General features: G+C 63.9%; 18 protein-coding genes. 14 read left to right on the forward strand and 4 right to left on the reverse strand.

The features are described 5' to 3' along the window. The first annotated feature begins 40 nt into the window (after positions 1-40). Positions 41-955: a class I SAM-dependent methyltransferase gene (locus ISP15_RS05625; protein WP_404545959.1), complete on the forward strand. Its 915-nt coding sequence runs from the start codon at positions 41-43 to the stop codon at positions 953-955. 42 nt (positions 956-997) lie between these two features. Beyond that, positions 998-1,534, forward strand: coding sequence for a pseudouridine synthase (locus ISP15_RS05630; protein ID WP_404545961.1), 537 nt, complete (start codon positions 998-1,000; stop codon positions 1,532-1,534). Positions 1,535-1,546: 12 nt separating this feature from the next. Here the strand turns inward: ISP15_RS05630 and ISP15_RS05635 are convergent, their stop codons facing one another. Further along, positions 1,547-2,332: a TatD family hydrolase gene (locus ISP15_RS05635; RefSeq protein WP_404545962.1), complete on the reverse strand. Its 786-nt coding sequence runs from the start codon at positions 2,330-2,332 to the stop codon at positions 1,547-1,549. A 202-nt stretch (positions 2,333-2,534) separates the two neighbouring features. Here ISP15_RS05635 and gspE point away from each other — a divergent pair, with 202 nt between their 5' ends. The 11 genes from gspE to gspD all read left to right on the forward strand — a co-directional run bounded on the left by gspE (position 2,535) and on the right by gspD (position 13,761). After that, positions 2,535-4,268, forward strand: coding sequence for a type II secretion system ATPase GspE (gene gspE, locus ISP15_RS05640; protein WP_404545965.1), 1,734 nt, complete (start codon positions 2,535-2,537; stop codon positions 4,266-4,268). A gap of 174 nt (positions 4,269-4,442) precedes the next feature. After that, complete coding sequence (gspF, locus tag ISP15_RS05645) at positions 4,443-5,660, forward strand: type II secretion system inner membrane protein GspF (protein ID WP_404545967.1); 1,218 nt, start codon at positions 4,443-4,445, stop codon at positions 5,658-5,660. A gap of 59 nt (positions 5,661-5,719) precedes the next feature. Further along, entirely contained in the window at positions 5,720-6,160 is a 441-nt protein-coding gene (gene gspG, locus ISP15_RS05650; protein WP_404545968.1) for a type II secretion system major pseudopilin GspG, read from the forward strand. Then, the gene (locus ISP15_RS05655) at positions 6,157-6,759 is read left to right on the forward strand and encodes a GspH/FimT family pseudopilin (protein WP_404545970.1); all 603 of its coding nucleotides are present in this window, start codon (positions 6,157-6,159) and stop codon (positions 6,757-6,759) included. Before gspG ends, ISP15_RS05655 begins: the two co-directional genes overlap by 4 nt. After that, positions 6,756-7,163 carry a type IV pilus modification PilV family protein gene (locus tag ISP15_RS05660; RefSeq protein WP_404545971.1) on the forward strand — a complete coding sequence of 136 codons (408 nt, stop codon included), beginning with the start codon at positions 6,756-6,758 and terminating at the stop codon, positions 7,161-7,163. The genes ISP15_RS05655 and ISP15_RS05660 overlap by 4 nt, the downstream gene beginning before the upstream one ends. 104 nt (positions 7,164-7,267) lie before the next feature. Then, on the forward strand, positions 7,268-7,933 hold the full coding sequence (locus ISP15_RS05665; RefSeq protein WP_404545972.1) for a prepilin-type N-terminal cleavage/methylation domain-containing protein: 666 nt from the start codon (positions 7,268-7,270) through the stop codon (positions 7,931-7,933). Next, positions 7,930-8,811 (forward strand): type II secretion system minor pseudopilin, encoded by an 882-nt coding sequence (locus tag ISP15_RS05670; RefSeq protein WP_404545974.1) that lies wholly within the window; start codon positions 7,930-7,932, stop codon positions 8,809-8,811. Before ISP15_RS05665 ends, ISP15_RS05670 begins: the two co-directional genes overlap by 4 nt. Continuing rightward, positions 8,808-9,968 (forward strand): PilN domain-containing protein, encoded by a 1,161-nt coding sequence (locus tag ISP15_RS05675; protein WP_404545976.1) that lies wholly within the window; start codon positions 8,808-8,810, stop codon positions 9,966-9,968. The genes ISP15_RS05670 and ISP15_RS05675 overlap by 4 nt, the downstream gene beginning before the upstream one ends. 11 nt (positions 9,969-9,979) lie before the next feature. After that, positions 9,980-10,615 carry a type II secretion system protein GspM gene (gene gspM / locus ISP15_RS05680; protein ID WP_404545978.1) on the forward strand — a complete coding sequence of 212 codons (636 nt, stop codon included), beginning with the start codon at positions 9,980-9,982 and terminating at the stop codon, positions 10,613-10,615. Beyond that, on the forward strand, positions 10,612-11,337 hold the full coding sequence (locus ISP15_RS05685; RefSeq protein WP_404545979.1) for a hypothetical protein: 726 nt from the start codon (positions 10,612-10,614) through the stop codon (positions 11,335-11,337). The genes gspM and ISP15_RS05685 overlap by 4 nt, the downstream gene beginning before the upstream one ends. Positions 11,338-11,340: 3 nt before the next feature. After that, complete coding sequence (gspD, locus tag ISP15_RS05690) at positions 11,341-13,761, forward strand: type II secretion system secretin GspD (RefSeq protein ID WP_404545981.1); 2,421 nt, start codon at positions 11,341-11,343, stop codon at positions 13,759-13,761. Between the two features lie 206 nt (positions 13,762-13,967). On the opposite strand, the gene ISP15_RS05695 is transcribed toward gspD, so the two are convergent. Next, on the reverse strand, positions 13,968-14,339 hold the full coding sequence (locus ISP15_RS05695; RefSeq protein WP_404545983.1) for a hypothetical protein: 372 nt from the start codon (positions 14,337-14,339) through the stop codon (positions 13,968-13,970). 225 nt (positions 14,340-14,564) lie between these two features. Between ISP15_RS05695 and hrpB the strand changes: the two genes are divergently transcribed. Next, positions 14,565-17,069: an ATP-dependent helicase HrpB gene (hrpB, locus tag ISP15_RS05700; protein WP_404545985.1), complete on the forward strand. Its 2,505-nt coding sequence runs from the start codon at positions 14,565-14,567 to the stop codon at positions 17,067-17,069. Between the two features lie 64 nt (positions 17,070-17,133). On the opposite strand, the gene ISP15_RS05705 is transcribed toward hrpB, so the two are convergent. Together ISP15_RS05705 and ISP15_RS05710 are read right to left on the reverse strand one after the other, a co-directional pair. Next, positions 17,134-17,367 carry a hypothetical protein gene (locus ISP15_RS05705; protein ID WP_404545986.1) on the reverse strand — a complete coding sequence of 78 codons (234 nt, stop codon included), beginning with the start codon at positions 17,365-17,367 and terminating at the stop codon, positions 17,134-17,136. Positions 17,368-17,654: 287 nt separating this feature from the next. Continuing rightward, a complete protein-coding gene (locus tag ISP15_RS05710) occupies positions 17,655-19,607 on the reverse strand; it encodes a M61 family metallopeptidase (protein WP_404545988.1) in 1,953 nt (650 codons plus the stop codon). Positions 19,608-19,749: the final 142 nt, after the last annotated feature.

A 19,749-nucleotide genomic window follows, 5' to 3' on the forward strand; every position in this document is an offset into this window, starting at 1 on the left:
CTGCCGGCACCCTGCCGCAGGAAACTGTCGAGGAATCGTCATGAAGCTCAGGCTTGCCTTTGGATTGTCCGCCGCGCTGCTGTTGGTTGGCATGGCCCACGCACAACAGGCGGCGCAGGACCAGCCCGCGGGCGACCTGGTGCCGCCCACCAGTGCCAGCGATTTCACCTCGGGCCAGCTCGATGCGGTGCTGGGCGGGTCCTGGCGCTCGGCCTATGACAAGGCGCGCGACGCCTACCGTCATCCCAAGGCGACGCTGCAGTTCTTCGGCCTGCAGCCCGACCAGACGGTGATCGAAATTACGCCCGGCGGTGGCTGGTATAGCGAAATCCTCGCGCCGCTGCTGCGTGACAACGGCCATTACATCGCCGCGGTGCCCGGCGGCAACGACGCCGAAAGCCAGCAGGACGCCGATGCATTGCGCGCCAAGTTCAAGGCCGACCCGGCCCAGTACGGCAAGGCCAGCATCGAGACGTTCAATCCCAAGGCGCCGGCGTTCGGGCGGCCCGGTTCGGCGGACATGGTGCTGACCTTCCGCAACGTGCATAACTGGGCCATGTCCGGCACGGCCGAAGCGATGTTCAAGGCGTTTTATGCGGTGTTGAAGGTCGGCGGCACCTTGGGCGTGGTGGATCATCGCGCGGCGTCGGGCGCCACCCTCGACGCGGACAAGGGCAGTGGTTACCTGCCAACCGACTACGTGATCAAGCTGGCCACCGATGCCGGCTTCAAGCTGGACGGGCAGAGCGAGATCAACGCCAATCCCAAGGACACCAAGGACTACCCCAAGGGCGTATGGACCTTGCCACCGACACTCGCCCTGGGCCAGCAGGATCGTGCCAGGTACGTGGCGATCGGCGAGTCCGATCGCATGACGTTGCGTTTCGTGAAAGTTGGCGTAAACAAGGCGCCGGTCACGCCTGCCACGCCGGCTTCCAGCCCGACGGCGCATTGAGCCTGCGACACTGCCGGCCACAATCGCGGGCGTGACCGTTCCATGTTGATGGCGTTGAACAAGCCGTTCGGCGTGCTGTGCCAGTTCACCACCCACGACGGGCGTCCGACCCTGGCCGATTTCGTCCGGCAAAAAGACGTCTATCCGGCCGGACGCCTGGATCATGACAGCGAAGGCCTGCTGTTGTTGACCGATGACGGTGGACTGGCGCACCGCCTCACCGATCCCAGGCATAAGCAGCCGAAAACCTATCTGGTGCAGGTGGATGGTGCATTGTCCGACGAGGCAGTGCAGGCGCTGCGCCGCGGTGTGGCATTGAACGACGGTCCGACGCTACCGGCCCAGGCCGAGCGCGCGGGAGAGCCGGCATGGCTGTGGCCGCGCGATCCGCCGGTGCGCTTTCGCAAAAGCATCCCGACCAGCTGGTTGACGATCACCTTGCGCGAAGGACGCAACCGGCAAGTACGCCGGATGACGGCGGCGGTCGGGTTTCCGACCTTGCGCTTGATACGGGTACGGATCGGCGATCATGCGCTGGATGGATTGATGCCGGGCCAGACGCGCACATTGTTGCCTTGACGGCGTCAAGCGTCACAGGCCGAAGAACGCCCTTGCCGTCGTCGTGCTGTTCGCCGCCGTCACCTCTGCCGGCTCGCCACGATCGCGCGCGATCTGCGCACAGATGTGCTGCAGGTACATCGGTTCGTTGCGTCGATGGCTCGGTTGTGGCCGCACGGTGCGCGGCAGCAGATAAGGCGCATCCGTTTCGATCATCAGGCGATCGGCCGGAATCTCGCGCACGAATTGGCGCAAGTGCGTGCCGCGGCGCTCGTCGCAGATCCAGCCGGTAATGCCGATGTGGCAATCCAGCGCGAGATAATCGCGCAAGGCTTCGTGCGTATCGGTGAAGCAATGCACCACCGCCGCCGGCACCCGCGAGCGATAACGCTGGAGCAGGGCCAGGAAATCCTCGTGCGCATCGCGCTGGTGCAGGAACAGCGGCTTGCCGATCTCCGCCGCGATCCGCAGTTGGCGCTCGAATACGGCCAGTTGCACATCGCGCGGCGAGTAATTGCGATGATAGTCCAGCCCAGTTTCGCCGATGGCGCGCACTTGCGGGTATTGCGCCAGCTCGCGCAGGCGGGCGTCGGTCGCGTCGTGGTAGTCGATCGCATGGTGGGGATGCACGCCAGCGGTGGCATGCAACAGCCCGGGGTGGGAGCGGGCGAGCTCGAGGGCGTGTTCGCTGCCGTCTTGTGACGCACCCGTGACGATCATGTGCGCCACCCCATGCGCGCGCGCGCGTTCGAGCACGGCGTCGAAATCATGCCGGAATGACTCGTGGGTGAGGTTGGCCCCGATATCGACAAGCTGCATGGCGAACCCTTCAAAGCTTTCATTGTCCCATTCAAGCGCATCGCCGCCCAGTCGCAGCATGAACGGTTGATCAGCATGCAGACGCAACAGCCAGGCAAAACTCGCCAGTCGCTTTATGGATGTGTTACGAATGGGTGCTCTGTCTGGCGTGAGGGGACGCCGGCAGATCGTTAGCAATTGGTGATGACAAGCGGGGTGCAACATGTCGGCAGTCGTAAAGCCGGCGTCCGTAGGGGCGGCAAGGGCCACGGATGACCACGAAATGGCAGTGTGCGCGCTGCTGGTCGCGCGCGGACGCCTGAAAGACAACGACCTGGCACGCGCCAGGCGTCTGCATGAGGAGACCCCCGAAGGCACCCTCACGACGTTGCTTGCGCGACTGGGCCTGGTTTCCGAGCGCGATCTGGCCGAAGCCTGGGCCGAACGGCTGGATGCGCCCTTGCTGGCGTCGCGCGATGCGCCAGACATGCCGCCGGCCGATCTGGATGTTTCCATCCGCTTTCTCAAGCAGCAGCACGTGGTGCCGGTGCGCATGGGCGACGATGGCCTGGCCCTGGTGGTCGCCGATCCGGCCGACCCGTATCCGCTGCAGGCGGTGCGCCTGGCGTCGGGCAAGCCGGTAGCGATGTGCATCGGCGTGCGTTCGGAAATCGATGACCTGATCGAGCGCTATTACGGCCAGGGCCGCTCCGCGATGGGCACCATCGTGGAAAACCTCGATGGCAGCGCAGCCGAGGAAGACGACGTGGAGCATCTGCGCGACCTCGCTTCCGAGGCGCCGGTGATCCGCCTGGTCAACCTGATCCTGCAGCGCGCGGTGGAACAGCGGGCATCCGACGTGCATATCGAGCCGTTCGAGAATCGCTTGAAGGTGCGCTATCGCATCGATGGCGTGTTGCATGAAGTGGAAGCGCCGCCGTCCAGTTCCACGGCCGCGGTGATCAGTCGCGTCAAGATCATGGCCAAGCTCAATATTGCCGAGCGCCGCTTGCCGCAGGATGGACGCATCCAGCTGCGCGTGCAGGGCAAGGAGCTGGACTTGCGCGTGTCCACCGTGCCGACCAGCTTCGGCGAATCGGTGGTGATGCGTATCCTCGATCGCGAAACGGTGGTGTTCGATTTCGCCTCGCTCGGTTTCACCGAGCAGTTCCGCGCGCGATTCGTGGAAGTGCTGCAACGCCCGCACGGCATCCTGCTGGTCACCGGCCCCACCGGTTCGGGCAAGACCACCACGCTGTACACCGCGCTGTCGAAGATCAACACGCCGGGCGTGAAGATCATCACGGTCGAAGATCCGGTCGAATACCAGCTCGAAGGCATCAACCAGATCCAGGTCAAGCCACAGATCGGGCTGGACTTCGCCAATGCGCTGCGCTCGATCATGCGCCAGGATCCGGACGTGATCATGATCGGCGAAATGCGCGACCTGGAAACCTGCCGCATCGCGATCCAGTCCGCGCTCACCGGTCACCTGGTGTTGTCCACGCTGCATACCAACAGCGCTTCCGGCGGCGTCACCCGCATGCTCGACATGGGGGTGGAGGATTACCTGCTGGGCTCCACCGTCAACGGCATTCTCGCGCAGCGCCTGGTGCGCCGGCTCGATCCGGAAACCGCGATCCCCTACGAGGCGCCGCCCGAAGTCGTGCAGCAATTCGAGCTGGAGAAATACACCGACGAACGGCCGATCCGCTTGTGGAAGCCTGGCACCAGCGTGTCCAATCCCACTGGCTACCGCGGCCGTCGCGCGATCATGGAATTCCTGGTAATGAGCGACGCATTGCGCCGCCTGGTGATGCAGCGCGCCGACGCTGGCGAGATCGAACGGCAGGCGCGCGCCGAAGGCATGCGCACCATGTACGAAGATGGCATCGCCAAGGCGGTCACGGGCATCACCACCATCGAGGAGGTGTTGCGTGTTACGCAGGAAGGCTGAGGCCGGCTCGCTTATTCCCCTTGCCCTCCGGAAAGAGAGCGGGGGTAAGAGGCGGCGCTTGCCGCGCTTTTACGTCGGAAGCTGCTGCGGTATTGGACCTGCGCAAGATTGGCCGCTCCACTCGATCCTCTCCCCGCAGGGGAGAGGAGGCGAACGCCAAGAGCTGTTTCTCCCATGAGCCAGTTCCGCTACCGCGCCGTCAGTGCCGCCGGCGAAATCGTGCAGGGCCATATGGAGGCGGCCAGCCTCGACGAAGTGATCGTGCGCCTGCAGGACCAGGGGCACACGCCGCTGGAAGCCAAGCTCGCCGACACGGGCGATGCGGGCAGCGGGCTGGCCGGCCTGTTCAAGCGAGGGCCCTTCAGCGGCGATCAGCTTGCGCAGTTCACGCACCAGCTGGCGACCCTGCTGGGTGCCGGCCAGCCGCTGGATCGCGCGCTCGGCATCCTGATGGACTTGCCCGAGGGCGAACACGCCAAAAAACTGATCGAGCGCGTGCGTGACCGCGTCCGCGGCGGCACGCCGTTGTCACAGGCGCTGGACGAAGAACACGGCGTATTTCCCAAGCTCTACATCGCGCTGGTGCGTGCCGGCGAAGTCGGCGGCTCGCTGGAAGACACCTTGCGCCGCCTCGCCGACTATCTCGAGCGCACGCAGCAATTGCGCGGCAGCATCATCAATGCGTTGATCTATCCGGCGTTCCTGATGGTCGGCGTGCTCGGCTCGCTGCTGCTGCTGCTTACCTACGTGGTGCCGCAGTTCGTGCCGATCTTCCAGGACATGCAGGTGCCGATCCCGTGGATTACCCGTGCCGTGCTGGCGCTGGGCACCACCTTGCAGGATTGGTGGTGGCTGATCCTGGCGCTCGTGATCGGCGGCGTGTTCGTGTGGCGCGCCCGCATGCGCGATCCCGCGCTGCGCCTGGCGTGGCACGAACGCCTGCTGACATTGCGCCTGGTCGGTCCGCTGGTGCTGAAAGTGGAAACCGCACGCCTGGCGCGCACGCTCGGCACCCTGGTGAAAAACGGCGTGCCGCTGCTGTCCGCATTGGGCATCGCGCGCATGGTCACCTCCAATCGCGCGCTGGACCAGGCGCTGGTCCAGGGCACCGAGATGGTCAAAGGCGGCAATGGCCTAAGCCTCGCGCTGGGACAGTCGCAGCGTTTTCCGCGGCTGGCGATCCAGATGGTGCAGGTCGGCGAGGAGGCCGGGCAGCTGGACACCATGCTGCTGAAAGTGGCCGATACCTTCGAGCTGGAAAGCCGCCGTTCGATCGATCGCCTGCTGGCGGCGCTGGTGCCGGCGCTTACCATCATCATGACCGTCTTCGTGGCCATCATCATGGCGGCCATCCTGCTGCCGCTGCTCAGTCTTACCAGCAACATCCAGTGATCGGCGTTGTCCGATCCTGTGGCCCTTATTCAACGCCCTCAACATGGAGAAACCAGCCTATGCAGTATAGATATCCACGGACCCGGCAGCTGCGCCATCCGCATCGCAGCGCCGGTTTCACCCTGCTGGAGATGTTGGCGGTGATCGTGCTGATCGGCATCGTCGGCGCCATCGTGGTGCGCCAGGTCGGCAGCAGCGTGGACAAGGGCAAGTACGGCGCCGGCAAGGCACAGCTGACCACGCTCAGCCAGGCCGTCGATGCCTACGCCCTGGATAACGGCTCGCCGCCGGCGCAGTTGCAGGACCTGGTCGCCAAGCCTGCCAACGCCAGCAATTGGCAGGGTCCCTACGTCAAGCCTTCGCAGCTGAAGGATCCCTGGGGCCACGACTTTGGCTACAAATATCCCGGCGAGCATGGCAACTACGACCTGATCTTCTATGGCCAGGACGGCAGGCCGGGAGGCGATGGATACAGCGCCGACGTGGGGAACTGGCAGTGACATACCGGGAATCGGCCACGGTAGACAGGGAGGGGGTGTCGCGTGGCGGCGCCGTCTTCCGGTTGCCGCTTGCCGATTCCCGTTTTGCGGGCAACGACGCCGGCTCGCGGCGTGCCGTCGCCAACGTATCCCGTGTGCGGCTTTCCGTTTTGCGGCAGTGCGGCTTCACGCTGCTGGAAATGCTCGCCGTCATCATCTTGATCGGCGTTGCCGCGGCCGCGGTATCGATCTCGGTAGCGCACGGGCTGGCCAGCGCGCGCATCAACGCGGCGGCCGGCGAGCTGGCCGCCGCGTTGCGCGCCACGCGCACCCAGGCCATCGTGCATGGCGAGCAGCGCATCTTCCAGGTCGATATGCATGGCGAGTTCTACCGCGGTGCCGACCAGCGCGATGTGCATTTGCCCAAGGGGCTGGAGCTGTCGGTCACCAGCGCGGCCAGCGACCAGTCGGGCGGCGATATCGCGCGCATCCGTTTCTTTCCCGACGGCAGTTCCACCGGCGGGCGCATCACCTTGCGCAGCGGCCAGCGCGAGTGGCACGTCAATGTGTCATGGCTGACCGGCGCGATCAGCATTTTCGATACAGCCCAGCATTCATGAATACGCCGGCTCGCCATGCGCGCGGTTTCAGCCTGCTGGAAGTGATCGCGGCGATCCTGCTGCTGGCCATTACCTTCGCCGCATTGATGGAAGTGGCCGGAGGTTCGATCCGTCTGTCGCAGAACGCCGCCGAACATACCCAGGCCGCATTGTGGGCGCGCACGCTGCTCGATACCCGTTTCACCCTGGATCCGATCCAGACCGGAACCAGCGAGGGTCATTTCGACAATCGCTACCGCTGGCGCCTGCAGGTAACGCCGTGGGTCGGGCCGGGCGTCACGGCGCCGGCGACACCCTACGCTTTCCAGATGTACAAGCTTGACCTCGATGTGATGTGGGGCACGGCGCCCTTTGATCACACCGCGCACTTCAGCACGCTGCGCATCGGCAGCAACGCACCATGAAACGCGGCGCTGCTCCATCGTGGCTTGCAGCAACCGGATCTTGCGCCCCCGGGAGCGCGCCGGGTGGATGGACTGCAGGGAGAACCAGCGCAGGCAAGCATCCCATGCCGAAGCAGGCCGGCTTCACCTTGCTGGAAGTGCTCGCCGCGCTGGCGCTGCTGGCGCTGCTGTTGCTCGGCGTGTACTCCGGTGTGCGCTCGGCTACGCATACGGTGCAGGCGGGCGAGGTGAAGATCGAGCAACTGGACGAAGTGCGCTCCGCGCAGATGTTCCTTCGCCGCGAATTGGCGCAAGCGATGGCGCAGGCCATCGGGCATGACGACAACGGTAACGGCATTTTCTTTGTCGGCGACAGCGATAGCATGCGTTTCGTCGCGCCCTTGCCCGGCTACCTCGGCCGAATGGGACCGCAGCTGATCGAGGTGAAGCTGGTACGCGGCGACCACGGCAAGCAGCTGGTGGCGAGCCTGGCCGAACTGCCGCCCGACGGCAGCGCACCCAAGCCGCTGGGCGATCCGCAGGTATTGGTGGACAGCGTGGTCGACGGTGGCTTCAGCTATCGCGGCGTCAACCAGCAGGGTCAGCCGATGGATTGGCAAAGCGACTGGAAGACCACCGGCAACATGCCGAACCTGGTCACCATCAAGCTGGCGCTGCACTCCGGGCGCGAGTGGCCGGAATTGAGCGTGCCGCTGCGCGTCAACGCAGCAGCCATGCAGGGGCCGGGCAATCTGCTGCGCGGCCTGAATGGTCCGGGGGTGGGGCCATGATGCGCGGCCGGCCTGCGCAGCGCGGAGTCGCCTTGCTGCTGGTGATGTGGGCGTGCACCTTGCTCGCCATCCTGCTTGGCGGTTACGCGACGCTGGCCCATACCGAAGGCTTGCAAGCCAGTTACCAGTTTGAGCAGGCACGCGCGCACTATGCCGCCGAAGCGGGACTGATGCGCGCGATCTACGCCTTGCAGGCACCGAACATCAACGACCGCTGGATCGCCGACGGACGGGTCTACCCCTTTGCGTTCGACCAGGCCCGGGTCGGCGTATCGATCATCTCGGAAAGCGGCAAGGTGGATCTCAATGCCGCCTCGTCCGACGTGCTTACCAATCTGTTTCGCAACGTCGGCGTGGACCCCGCGCGTGCCTCGGCCATCGCGCAGGCGATCGTCGATTGGCGCAGTTTTCCGATGACGCCGCAGCAGGTTTCGCAGCGTAACGCGGCCTACGCCGCCGCCGGACGCGACTATGGACCGCGCAACGGCCCGTTCGCCAGCGTCGAGGAATTGCAGATGGTGCTGGGCGTCGATCCGGCGCTGTACGAAAAAGTTGCGCCGTATGTCACGATCTGGTCCGGTCGGGCCAGCCCGGACCCGAATACCGCACCGCTGCTTGCGCTCGCTTCGCTGCCCGGCATGGACCTGCAACAGGCGGCAGCCGCCATCGCTGCGCGGCCGGCGGCTGCCGCCGGCGCCACGGTGACGGGCGGGCTGGGGCTGGTCGGCAACAATGGCATCACGCATAGTATTCGTTCAGAGGCCGTGCTTGCCGATGGAACGCGCGCGGTATTGCGCGCCACGGTACGCTTGCAAGGATATCGACCCGGCTCGCAAGCTTTTGCGGTGCTGCGCTGGCAAGAGGGAGATGGGGAGTGAATTCCGCTACGCAGACATTGCGACCGCAACTCGAACGCGCACGTCGCGCCTGGCGCGGCTCGCCGTTGCCGGGTTTCTTCGCCTGGTGGGGAAGCGAACTGCGTGCCCTGCTGCCGGTGCGCTGGCAAGCTTTCTTCAGCGGCGGCAACGTCTGGTACCTGCTGCGCCATCAAGATGGCCAGTGGCATGTACGACGCAGTGCGCAAGCCGAAGCGATCGCACCATGGAGCGACGCACTGGATGCACCCGGTCAGCAAGCCTTGTTGAACGCGGCAGTGGCCGGCGTGGATCCGCAAGACCTGCGGCTCGCCTTGTGCCTGCAGCCCGATGCCGTATTGCGCCGGCGCTTGCTGCTGCCCGAAGCGGCACGCGACAACCTGCGCCAGATCGGCGCTTTCGAGATGGACCGGCAGACCCCCTTCCGCCCCGACCAGGTGTATTACGACTTGCGCGAACTGCCGGGCCCCGCGCCGGCCGGTCGCATGGCCGCCGAACTGGTCGCCGTGTCGCGCAGCGCGGTGGACGGGCACCTCGAGCGCCTGCGCCTCGCCGGTATCGCCATCGATGCGGTGGACCTGTGCGATAACAACGCACGTCTGGGCGTGAACCTGTTGCCGCCCGAGATGGCGCGCGTGCACCGCGATCCACGCCGCCGGCTCAACCTTGCCCTGATCGCTGGCGCCGTGCTGCTGCTGCTGCTGTGCCTGGGGCAATGGCTGCACAATCGCCAGGATGCGCTGGCGACCATGCAAACGCAGGTGGACGACATGCGTGGCGACGCGCAAAAGATCGCCGAGTTGCGCAAGCAACTGGAGGACAGCGCCGGCGCGGCCGGATTCCTCGCGCGCCGCAAGACCGACTCGGTCGCCATCGTCGATGTGCTGCAGGACCTGACCGCGCGCATTCCCGACGATACCTGGCTGGAGCGCTTCACCGTCGATAGCGGTGGCCGCGTCGGCATGCAGGGGCAAAGCGCCAAGGCCGCATCGCTGATCGATGCCCTGCAAGGCAGCAAGCTGCTCACCGGTGCGAATTTCCAGGGGGTGATCCAGCGCGATCCGGCGACCAACAAGGAACGATTCTTCATGGATGCGCAAGTGCGCAATCCTGCCAGCGGCAAGCCTGCCGCAAGCAGCAGCGCGGGGACGACGCGATGAAGCTGCGTCCCATGAAACCGTTGGAAAGCCGCCTCGCCGCCCTTGGCCTGCTGGTATTGGTGCTGGCGCTGGCGTACTTCCTGCTGCTGCACTGGTGGTTTGTCGCCCCGCTGCGCGACGTCGACAGCCAGATGGATGACCTGCGCGATACGCAAAGCCGCTATGCGGCGGCGATCGCCGAAAAACCGCAGTTGCAAAAGCGCCTCGCCGAACTGGGCCACGACCAGACCGACAGCAGCACCTTCCTGTCCGAAACCGATCCGAACGCCGCGTCGGCGGCGCTGATGCAGCGGGTGGTGGACGACGCCGCGGCACACTCGCAGGAAGGAACCTGCGAAGTCAGCCAGAAAATGCCGGTCAACAATCCCGCCTCCACGCCTGGCGATCCTTACCAGAAAGTCGTGGTGAGCATCAGCCTGCATTGCGATATGCAACCGCTGATCGGCCTGTTGTACACGCTGGAGAAAGGCAAGCCGTACCTGTTCGTGCAGGATTTCAGCGTGTATCGCAATCCACTGATGAACATGCAGAAGAGCGGCGCCGCACCGCTGGAAGTGCAGTTCACGCTGGCCGGCTATGTGCGTGTCGCCGCGCCGCCGCCCGGTTCGGCAAACGCATCGGCACCGAGCGGGGAGGATGCGCGATGAATGCCGCTGCGCAACGCCGCCTCACCCCCGCGTTCGCCATCGCCACGGCAGTGTTCGGCATCGCACTGCTGCTGCTGTTGTTCGGCGTGGGCCGCGGCGTAACCTGGAACCCGCCGCGCAGCACGCCGCCGTTGCCTGCCGCGCATAGTGTTCCCCTGCCGACCCCGCCACCGCTGCAAAGCTATGCGCAGGTGTGGGAACATCCATTGTTCAGTGCCGACCGCAAGCCGATCGTCACCAATGGCGGTGGCGAAGGCGTGAGCCTGGGCGACCTGCAACTCACCGGCATCATCCTCACGCCGGCGCTGCACATGGCGCTGCTCGGTCCCGCGCACGACAAGGGCGACAACAATAAGGACGACGACAGCCAGGAAGTTCGCGTGCGCGAAGGAACGACGCTGCCGGACAGCAACTGGAAATTGATCAAGGTGCTGCCGCGCTCGGCGGTATTTACCTCGCCTACCGGGCGCACGGAGCTGAAACTTCCCGCTGGCGCACCGATCGACCAGCCGGCCTCCAGCACGTCGCCGGGTGCGATGCCGATGAACAACCAAGGCCAGGGTGTGGCCCATCCCGGTAACGGGATGCGTGGCGCCATGATGCAACCCATGCCAGCGCCGGTGCGACCGAACGACGCGCAGGCAGAACGATTACAGAAACTCAGGGCCGCCATTCTTAAGCAGCGTTCCCAGCAAGCCGGGAACGCCCAGGGAGAACACTGACTCATGTCACACGAGCGCATGCAACCTTATCTACGCCATGGAATGCGCATCAGCGCGATGGCGCTGGCGATCTTTCTGAGTGGCTGCGGCGCCAACCGGCCGCTGGTCCAGTCCAACGACCATGAACTGGAACGCGAAGCCGTGGCCGGCACGGAAAAGCCCGCGCCGCAACCACAGCCGTTGAACAGCAACCTGAGCAACCCGCCCGCTGCGCCTGCCGTGGCGAGCATCAGCACCGGCACTGGCCGGTTCGTGCGGCCGACGGCCTTGACTACACCCCGGCCGGCGGCCGCCGGCAGTGGCGCGGTGACCTTCAACTTCGAGAACCAGCCGGTGCAGGCCGTGGTGAAGGCGATCCTCGGCGACCTGCTGCAGCAGAACTACACCATCGTGCCGGGCGTGCAGGGCAATATTTCCTTCTCCACCTCCGAGCCGGTGGACAGCAGCCAGGCCATGCCGATCCTGGAGACATTGCTGTCGTGGACGCACAACGCATTGATCAAGACCAACGGCCGTTACGTGGTCATGCCGGAGAAAGATGCGGTGCAAGGCAACGTCGCGCCGAGCCTGGGCGCTGTCGCGCCGGCCGGCGGCATGCAGGCGCGCCTGTTCCCGCTGCACTACATCGCCGCCGACCAGATGCAGAAATTGCTCAAGCCGTTTGCGCGTCCCGACTCGATATTGCTGGTCGACAATGCGCGCAACGTCATCGTGGTTGCCGGTACGCCGGATGAGTTGGCCAACTACAATCGCACCGTGCGCACCTTCGATGTCGACTGGTTGAAAGGCATGTCGGTCGGGGTGTTCAACCTCCAGCACGCCACCGTCGACGACCTGATGCCACAGCTCGACAGCATGTTCGGGACAAAGGGCGACACGCCGCTCGCCGGCATGCTGCGTTTCATCCCGATCAAGCGCACCAATGCGCTGGTGGTCATCAGCACGCAGCCTAATTACCTCAGCGAAGTCGGCGACTGGATCGCCAAGATCGACCTGGGCGGCGGCAACGAACCGCAGCTCTACGTCTACGACGTGCGCAACATCAGCGCGTCGGACTTGGCGCATTATCTCGCGCAGATCTACACCGACAATGCCGGCAATGGCGAGAATGATCACGGCGGCGCGGTGGCACCGGGAGCGGGCGGCGCAAGCACGCTAGGCATCGGCAACAACGCGAGTGGTTCGTCCAGCGGCATGGGCAGTACCGCCGGCAGTTTCGGCAGTTCCACCACCGGCGGGCTTTCAAGCGGCCTGGGCGGCAGCACCGGAACCGGCACGTCGACGACGGGCACGAGCAGCGCCTTCGGCAGCAGCTCCGGCAGCGGTGGCGGCATCGGCGGCAATACCGGCGTAAGCGGCGTAGGCATGAACGGCGGACTGGCCAACGGCGCCAGCCAGGACAAGGGCTACAGCTCGAAAGACGGCAGCATCCGCATCAGTTCGGTGGACGCCAACAACCAATTGCTGGTGCGTGCGCGGCCGGCGCAGTGGGAAGAGATCCTCGGTGCGGTCAAACAGCTCGATATGCCGCCTTTGCAGGTACAGATAGAAACGCGAGTGTTTGAGGTCGACTTGGTGGGCGATCTCCAATATGGCGTGCAATGGTATCTGCAAGGGCTCGCCGGCGGTTCGGAAAATTCCAGCGGTGGCTACACGCCAGGCAATCCGGAGGCACACCGCATGATTGGCCTGGGAGGTGGCTTCGGTACCAGTTCAAGTTCAACTGCAACTACAACTTATAGCGGGCAGCCGTTCTTCTATTCCTTCCTGAGTTCGAATGGAAAATTCCAAGTCGCGATCAACGCACTGGAAAGCAGCAGCAATACCAAGACGTTGTCGGCGCCCTCGCTGGTCGTGCTCAACAATCAGGTAGCGCATATCGCAGTGGGTGACCAGATACCAGTCAACCAGACCTATTACACCGGACTGGGAACCACCGACACGTCAACCACGGTGGGCCAGGTGGAATACATTCCCACCGGTGTCATTCTGGACGTACAGCCGCGTGTGAACCCGGGTGGACTGGTTTACCTCAATATCGATCAGCAGGTTAGCTCCACCATTGGTGGCGCCAACAATCAAGGTAATTACACGATTCAACAGCGCCAGATCGCAACCCAGCTGGGTGTGCAGAACGGCCAGACCGTGTTGCTTGGTGGCTTGATTCAGCAGCAGAACCAGGATCAGACCGAAGGGGTTCCGTGGTTGAGCGATATTCCCATTTTAGGCAAATTGTTCGGCTCCACCAGCAAAAACAAGACACGTACCGAATTGATCGTGTTGATCACCCCGCGCGTGATTACCAATAGCGAAGACGCCAAGCAGATCACCGACGACTATCAGAACGGGTTTGAGTCGCTGGCGCCGTTGCGCGCGCATCCGGCAGCAACAGCAACGCCTGCTACGACAACTCCCATCCACTAGGTTTGCTAATGCCTTGCCTGTGATCTTCAATGAGTGCACATGGATCGCTGGGCAATGAATGCCCAGCGATCGTCGTCATAGGCCGGAAGTTGCTCAGTTTGCAGAGTTTTTTGATCGGGTTCTCCCCTTAACTTTCGAAGGCTAAGGAGAGGTGATGTGAGAACGCCGCAATGTCACGTTCTTTGGGATGAGCAGCGAGCTATAGATTACGAATATCGCTGTATCACCAACGCCTGCGCCTGCCCTTGAAAGCAAATAGTTGTCGGCGCTACGGCTACCTGATACCAACCTACAGGGATGGGGTAGGCGCCTTGGCACATATGGATTTGTGTGCCCACTGGTTTATCAAAATAGCTTTCGTAAACGTAGTAACCCAGGTAGCCCCCGATGTTGTTGCCGCCACAATTTTTGCTGGAATTCCCTGGATATGCTGCGGTGACGACATAACCATTGGGCGGAATGTTGGAGCACCCGGTCAGTGCTGTGTAGGGATGTACCAAGTCATTGCTACCCTGCTCGGCCATTGCTTGTGATGAGAAAATTAAAAGCAAAAGCACTAGGCCCGTTTTGGTTTTCATCGTTAAATCCTCCTGATTGAACGGAACAGCCCCGTTTTGACGAGGCTTTTTGATCGTATTGCTGCGATCCAGAGATATCAGTAGGCCATTGGAGTTCTCGTTGTGCGTAGTAGCGGCGCAGATGTAGGCGATGAATGACGCGCGCGTGACGGTCTGTGCAGTTGGACGGGGTGAAGTGTTGATGAGAATTGGGCCTCACTCGAGCGCCCGACTATCATCGCGTACATGAATACGCCGATATTCCCAATTGACCCTCTGCTACCCGACATCCGCAGCTCTCTCGCTGCACAGCCTCGCCTGGTGCTGGAAGCGCCCCCGGGCGCCGGCAAGACTACCCAGGTACCGCTGGCCCTGCGTAACGAGCCATGGCTGGCAGGCAAAAAGATCGTGATGCTGGAGCCGCGCCGTATCGCGGCGCGTGCGGCGGCGCAGTTCATGGCGCAACAGCTTGGCGAGGCGGTGGGGCAGACGGTGGGCTATCGGATTCGCTTCGAGTCCAAGGTCAGCGCGGCCACGCGCATCGAAGTGGTCACCGAAGGCATTCTCACGCGACTGGTGCAGGCCGACCCGGAACTGGCCGGCGTCGGTGCGATCCTGTTCGACGAATTCCACGAGCGGCACCTGGCCGGCGACCTGGGCGCGGCATTGGCGCTGGATATCCAGGCCACGCTGCGGCCGGACCTGCGTGTCGTGGTGATGTCCGCCACGCTCGATGGCGAGCGCGTGGCGCAATGGCTGGATGCGCCGCGCATCAGCAGTCCGGGCCGGAGTTTTCCGGTGCGCGTCGATTATCCGCCGGCGCGCGCACAAGAAAATGTGGAACATCATCTGGTGCGGGTCATTCGGCAAGCCTTGACGGAAAACGAAGGCGATGTGCTGGCGTTCCTGCCGGGCCGGCGCGAGATCGCGCGCGCGCAAAGCGCACTGGCGCAGTCGTTGCAGCGTGACGATGTAGAAGTGGTGGCATTGCATGGCGAGCTGTCGCTGGCCGAGCAGCAACTGGCGTTGGCACCGGCAGAGCCGAGTACGCGCCGCATCGTGCTGGCGACCAACGTTGCCGAATCGAGTGTGACGCTGCCGGGCATTCGCGCAGTAGTCGATACCGGTCTTGCGCGCGCGCCGCGCTTCGATCCCAATTCGGGATTCACGCGCCTGGAAACCGTAGCGATCTCACAGGCGTCCGCCGATCAACGCGCCGGCCGCGCCGGCCGCGTCGCCGAAGGCACGGCTTATCGGTTATGGCCGCAGAGCCGCCGCCTGGATGCCGCGCGTACGCCGGAAATCATGCAAGCGGAACTGTCCGGCCTGGCGCTGGAGTTGGCGGCCTGGGGCAGCGCGGCGTTGCCATGGCTCGATCCGCCGCCCGGCGGCGCACTGGCCCAGGCGCGCGCATTGCTGACCGGCCTGGGCGCGCTCGATACCCGGCAACGCATCACACCGCTCGGCCGGCGCATGCTCGAACTCGGTGCGACGCCGCGGCTCGGTGCTGCGGCCTTGCGCGCGCCGGAAACCTTGCGTGCCTTGGTCGCCGACCTGCTGTCCTTGATGGAGGCGCGTTCGCCGTTGCGTGGAGAGCAGGCACGCAGCGATGATTTCCGCGTGCGTGTAACGGCGCTGCACGCATGGCGCGATCGCCGCAGCGCTACGGGTTATCACAGCGGCGCGGACGCAGGGGCGTTGGCGGCAGTCGAAGCCATCAGCAAGGGCTGGCGTCGTCGCCTAGACGTGCGCAGCGCCGCGAGCGGCGTGCCGCACAGTCACGCGGTTGGCGACTTGCTGCTGCATGCTTTTCCAGACCGTCTTGCACGGCAGGACGAAAGCAATCCGCTGCGCTACACGCTCTCCAACGGACGCGGTGCGCGCTTGCACGAACAGACCGCGTTGATGGGCGAGCCGTGGCTGGTCGTGCTGGATCTGCGCCATGAAGCGCGCGATAGCCTGGTCCTTTCCGCCGCGCCGTTCGATCCGCGCGTGCTGGAGCGTGACTACGCCGATCAGTTCCAGCGGGTGCGCAGCGTGCGTTGGAACGATGAACGTGCAGCAGTCGAGGCGTTTGAGGAGCATCGCTTCGCGGCCATCGTGCTCGAGCGCCGCAGCGTTCCCGTGCAGGCGGAAGACGCCGTGCCCGCATTGCTCGCCGCCATTCGCAGTCGCGGCCTCGATGCGTTGCCATGGAGCGAAGCCGCGCGTCGCCAGCGCGTACGCATGCAATCGCTGCGCGAATGGATGCCCGAATTGGGCCTGCCGGATGTTTCCGATGATTATCTGCTCGGCACTTTGCACGATTGGTTGGCACCGTATCTGCAAAACAAGCGCAAGCTCGATGCGGTGTCGGAGAATGATCTCTCGCAGGCATTGGCGGCGCTGTTTGATTACGAGCAACGCTGTCAATTGGATGCGCACGCACCGGACAGCCTGACGGTACCCAGCGGGCAGGTGCGCCGCCTGGAATATCGGCCCGGCGACACCCCGGTGCTGGCGGTGAAGCTGCAGGAGCTGTTCGGCCTTGCCGATACGCCGCGCATTGCGGATGGCCGCGTGCCCGTCACCTTGCACCTGTTGTCGCCAGCAGGCCGGCCGATCCAGGTGACGCAGGACCTGAAAGGCTTCTGGGAACGCACCTACCCGGAAGTGAAGAAAGAATTGAAAGGGCGCTACCCCAAGCATCCCTGGCCGGACGATCCATGGACGGCGACGCCCACGCATCGCGCCAAGCCGCGTGGTACCTAGCGCGGCCATCGCGCAACGTGCGCGGAGCAGGCTGTGCGGGGTCGCGCGTGAATGCACCGCATGCCTAACCAGCGCAAGGTTTGAAAGCAGCCATGTCATGCTGGTACGCCGCGGCAAAAAGCACATCGTCATCGAGCACGACATGGTCAGACGCGGCCAGTTGACGGGCCTGGTCGTCGTCACGCTCGGAATGCGAGAGTTCCCAGGCGGGATTCTTGAAGTTGCTCGCCGCGAACGCACGCACCGTCTTGCGCCATGATGGCTCTTCTGAAGGAGCCGCACAGCCGATTGCCGTCATGAGGCACAGCCCGGTCACCAGCGCAGCAAGTGTCCGCACTTGTCGCGCAGACTCTTGCCATCGACCCATCCCTTATCTTGATCTCCACTTGTCAAAATGATTACGCCGCTACCATCAAGGTTGCAGCGATTCAGGCACCCGGGCGAGTTACTCATGCGCCAGATTCGACCTGAACTCAGAAATCGCTTCCAGCGTTGTCGCGCTCGCAGCTCGAGGCCTTCCGCCGCGCAAGCGCTGTCTTGCGCTCATCAGGTTGAAGCTTGCCATCTGTCGAGGCGTGGGCTGGTTCACGGCCTGGGCTGCAGGATGTCCTCGAGCAAGTCCGGTGTTCCTGGTATCCGTTCCAGATGTGGATAGCGCAATCCACCTTTCCACGTCAGCGAAAGCGACTGCTCCGTCTGACCTCGTGCGACCTGCAATTTGATCGGACGATCGGCGTGCGCCGCCGAAACGGCTGACTTGATCACGGATGCCTGATAGGGCTGACCGTCGACCAACACGACCTTCGCGCCGACGACCAGGCCTGCGCGCCAAGCGGCGCTATCCCAGACGACGTTTGTCACCTCGCCGTCCTTGTCCAGATCGACGCCCACCGAGAATCTAAGGTTAGCTCCCCCGCTCTTGGTCTCGCTGGCTTGTTGGGCGCCTGAAGGTTGGTCGTTCCAAGTCAGCCGGTAGCCGGCGCGCGTGATGCCGTCGAGATCCGTGTTGATGCCGACGCTGTCTACCCGCGCGCGCAGGAAGCTTGCCCAGTCGAACGGCGTGACGGCGTTCAGCGCGGCGACGAGGTCCTTGAACGTGTAAGGCACTGGGATTCGGCTGCCGTTGCGGATACCGAAGAAGCCTCGCGCGAAGTCATCCAACGATTTGCGGCCGTTGCTGCGTTCGCGAATCAGCGTGTCGATGTCCAGCCAGATCAACTGGCCCTGCAAATACACATCGAGCGTGTTGAGTTGCCAATCTGGCCAGGGCTGAAGGCGCCCCTCCGGATAGATGATGCTGTTGCCGTGCTGGATGAGTACCTGCTCGGAAGCATCCTGCAATGTCCGCCACTGCAGTCCAGGCCGGTTTGCGTATGCCGATGCGGTGGATTCCCAGTTCCTGAGTGCATCTTCCCGGCTGGTGACGCCGGAGCGTGCGTTGAGCACGCCATTCCAGTACATCGTCAGACCTTCGAACACCCAGAGCAACGAGTCCTGAGGTGCGACGTTCAGATTCGCCGTCCACATCGTCGCAGGAACGCGGAAGATGCCATTCCACGCATGGACGAAGCCGTGGAACGGCGTGCCAAGCGATCGACCACTGAAGAACGCAGCAGGAAAGCCGTTCTCCCCTGAGCGACTCTGCTCGAAGTAGGCCGGCCCGAAGTCGTTCGCCAGCCAGACCAGCATGTCGTAATGATCGTAGTGTTGGCCGCCGAATAATTTATAGGCCTGTGCGACCTCGCGACGGTATTTGTCGAGAGCCTCGGGCGACACGACGAGGCCGGCCTCGGTATCGGCCGCGACATCCAGTCGTACCGGCACAGGGTCGTCACTGAGGACGTACTGCCTCATCCAGCGCGCTGCCATGACGGGAGAATCCACGAGCCCATCGAGCGACACGGGAGAGAACCTCACGACATCGCCGACGCGAGTGGCGCCGTCCAGCGACGAAGCGAACTGCCAGCCATGAGGCAGCGTCACCGTGGGGTCAACCTGGATGCGGCGCGAGTAATAGCCGGCCGGATAGAGCACATGGCTCTGCCACTGCAGATCCACCATTGTCGGTGTTGACAATACCGGCCCGATCGCGCCACTTGCGGGGAACAGGAACTGAAAATCGACGTCCAATTCCTGTGTCCCCGGAGGCACATCGACATGGAACGCGGCTTGTTCCACAGGATCGCGTCGCCATGGCAGGCGCTTCCCGCCTACATTGAATGCGAGCCCTGCGACCTGGTCGAGCACGTTGGGCGGCACCGGATCGCCCGGAATCCATTGGGGGAACAGCAGCGTCAGCTGCTTCATTCCGCGTACGGGAATGGTTTCGTGGATGCGGTGGATGCCACGCATAGCGTCGGTGGCGTCCACTTCGAGGCGAAGCGTGCCGGGATAGGCGACATCCTGAGGGGGCGCGATCGGTGCTGGTGTCGGTGTCGCCTGTGGCAGCGGCCAACCACTGCTCGCCTCGTTTGCAGCGACGCGGTCGGCCGCGACGAGCGACGCCACCAGCGCCATCGTTGTCATCAAGAGTTTCACGCATGTTCTCCCAGGCCACGTTCAACATGCCAGGTGCGACAGGATTCATAGGTGTAGATGGGCTTCATGCGCCAAGGCCCTTAACGCGAGGAAAGGCGAGGTATTCCAGGTCGTAGGCGTCAACGCCATGTGCCGTCTCCGG

The organism is Dyella jejuensis (genome assembly GCF_044904675.1).
Taxonomy (GTDB): domain Bacteria; phylum Pseudomonadota; class Gammaproteobacteria; order Xanthomonadales; family Rhodanobacteraceae; genus Dyella_B; species Dyella_B jejuensis.

Bases quoted from the DNA above. Each gene is read 5' to 3' on its own strand.
- ISP15_RS05625 (WP_404545959.1), top strand. From the start codon at position 41: ATGAAGCTCAGGCTTGCCTTTGGATTGTCCGCCGCGCTGCTGTTGGTT.
- ISP15_RS05630 (WP_404545961.1), top strand. From the start codon at position 998: ATGTTGATGGCGTTGAACAAGCCGTTCGGCGTGCTGTGCCAGTTCACC.
- ISP15_RS05635 (WP_404545962.1), bottom strand. From the start codon at position 2,332: ATGCAGCTTGTCGATATCGGGGCCAACCTCACCCACGAGTCATTCCGG.
- gspE (WP_404545965.1), top strand. From the start codon at position 2,535: ATGTCGGCAGTCGTAAAGCCGGCGTCCGTAGGGGCGGCAAGGGCCACG.
- gspF (WP_404545967.1), top strand. From the start codon at position 4,443: ATGAGCCAGTTCCGCTACCGCGCCGTCAGTGCCGCCGGCGAAATCGTG.
- gspG (WP_404545968.1), top strand. From the start codon at position 5,720: ATGCAGTATAGATATCCACGGACCCGGCAGCTGCGCCATCCGCATCGC.
- ISP15_RS05660 (WP_404545971.1), top strand. From the start codon at position 6,756: ATGAATACGCCGGCTCGCCATGCGCGCGGTTTCAGCCTGCTGGAAGTG.
- ISP15_RS05665 (WP_404545972.1), top strand. From the start codon at position 7,268: ATGCCGAAGCAGGCCGGCTTCACCTTGCTGGAAGTGCTCGCCGCGCTG.
- ISP15_RS05670 (WP_404545974.1), top strand. From the start codon at position 7,930: ATGATGCGCGGCCGGCCTGCGCAGCGCGGAGTCGCCTTGCTGCTGGTG.
- gspM (WP_404545978.1), top strand. From the start codon at position 9,980: ATGAAACCGTTGGAAAGCCGCCTCGCCGCCCTTGGCCTGCTGGTATTG.
- ISP15_RS05685 (WP_404545979.1), top strand. From the start codon at position 10,612: ATGAATGCCGCTGCGCAACGCCGCCTCACCCCCGCGTTCGCCATCGCC.
- gspD (WP_404545981.1), top strand. From the start codon at position 11,341: ATGTCACACGAGCGCATGCAACCTTATCTACGCCATGGAATGCGCATC.
- ISP15_RS05695 (WP_404545983.1), bottom strand. From the start codon at position 14,339: ATGAAAACCAAAACGGGCCTAGTGCTTTTGCTTTTAATTTTCTCATCA.
- hrpB (WP_404545985.1), top strand. From the start codon at position 14,565: ATGAATACGCCGATATTCCCAATTGACCCTCTGCTACCCGACATCCGC.
- ISP15_RS05705 (WP_404545986.1), bottom strand. From the start codon at position 17,367: ATGACGGCAATCGGCTGTGCGGCTCCTTCAGAAGAGCCATCATGGCGC.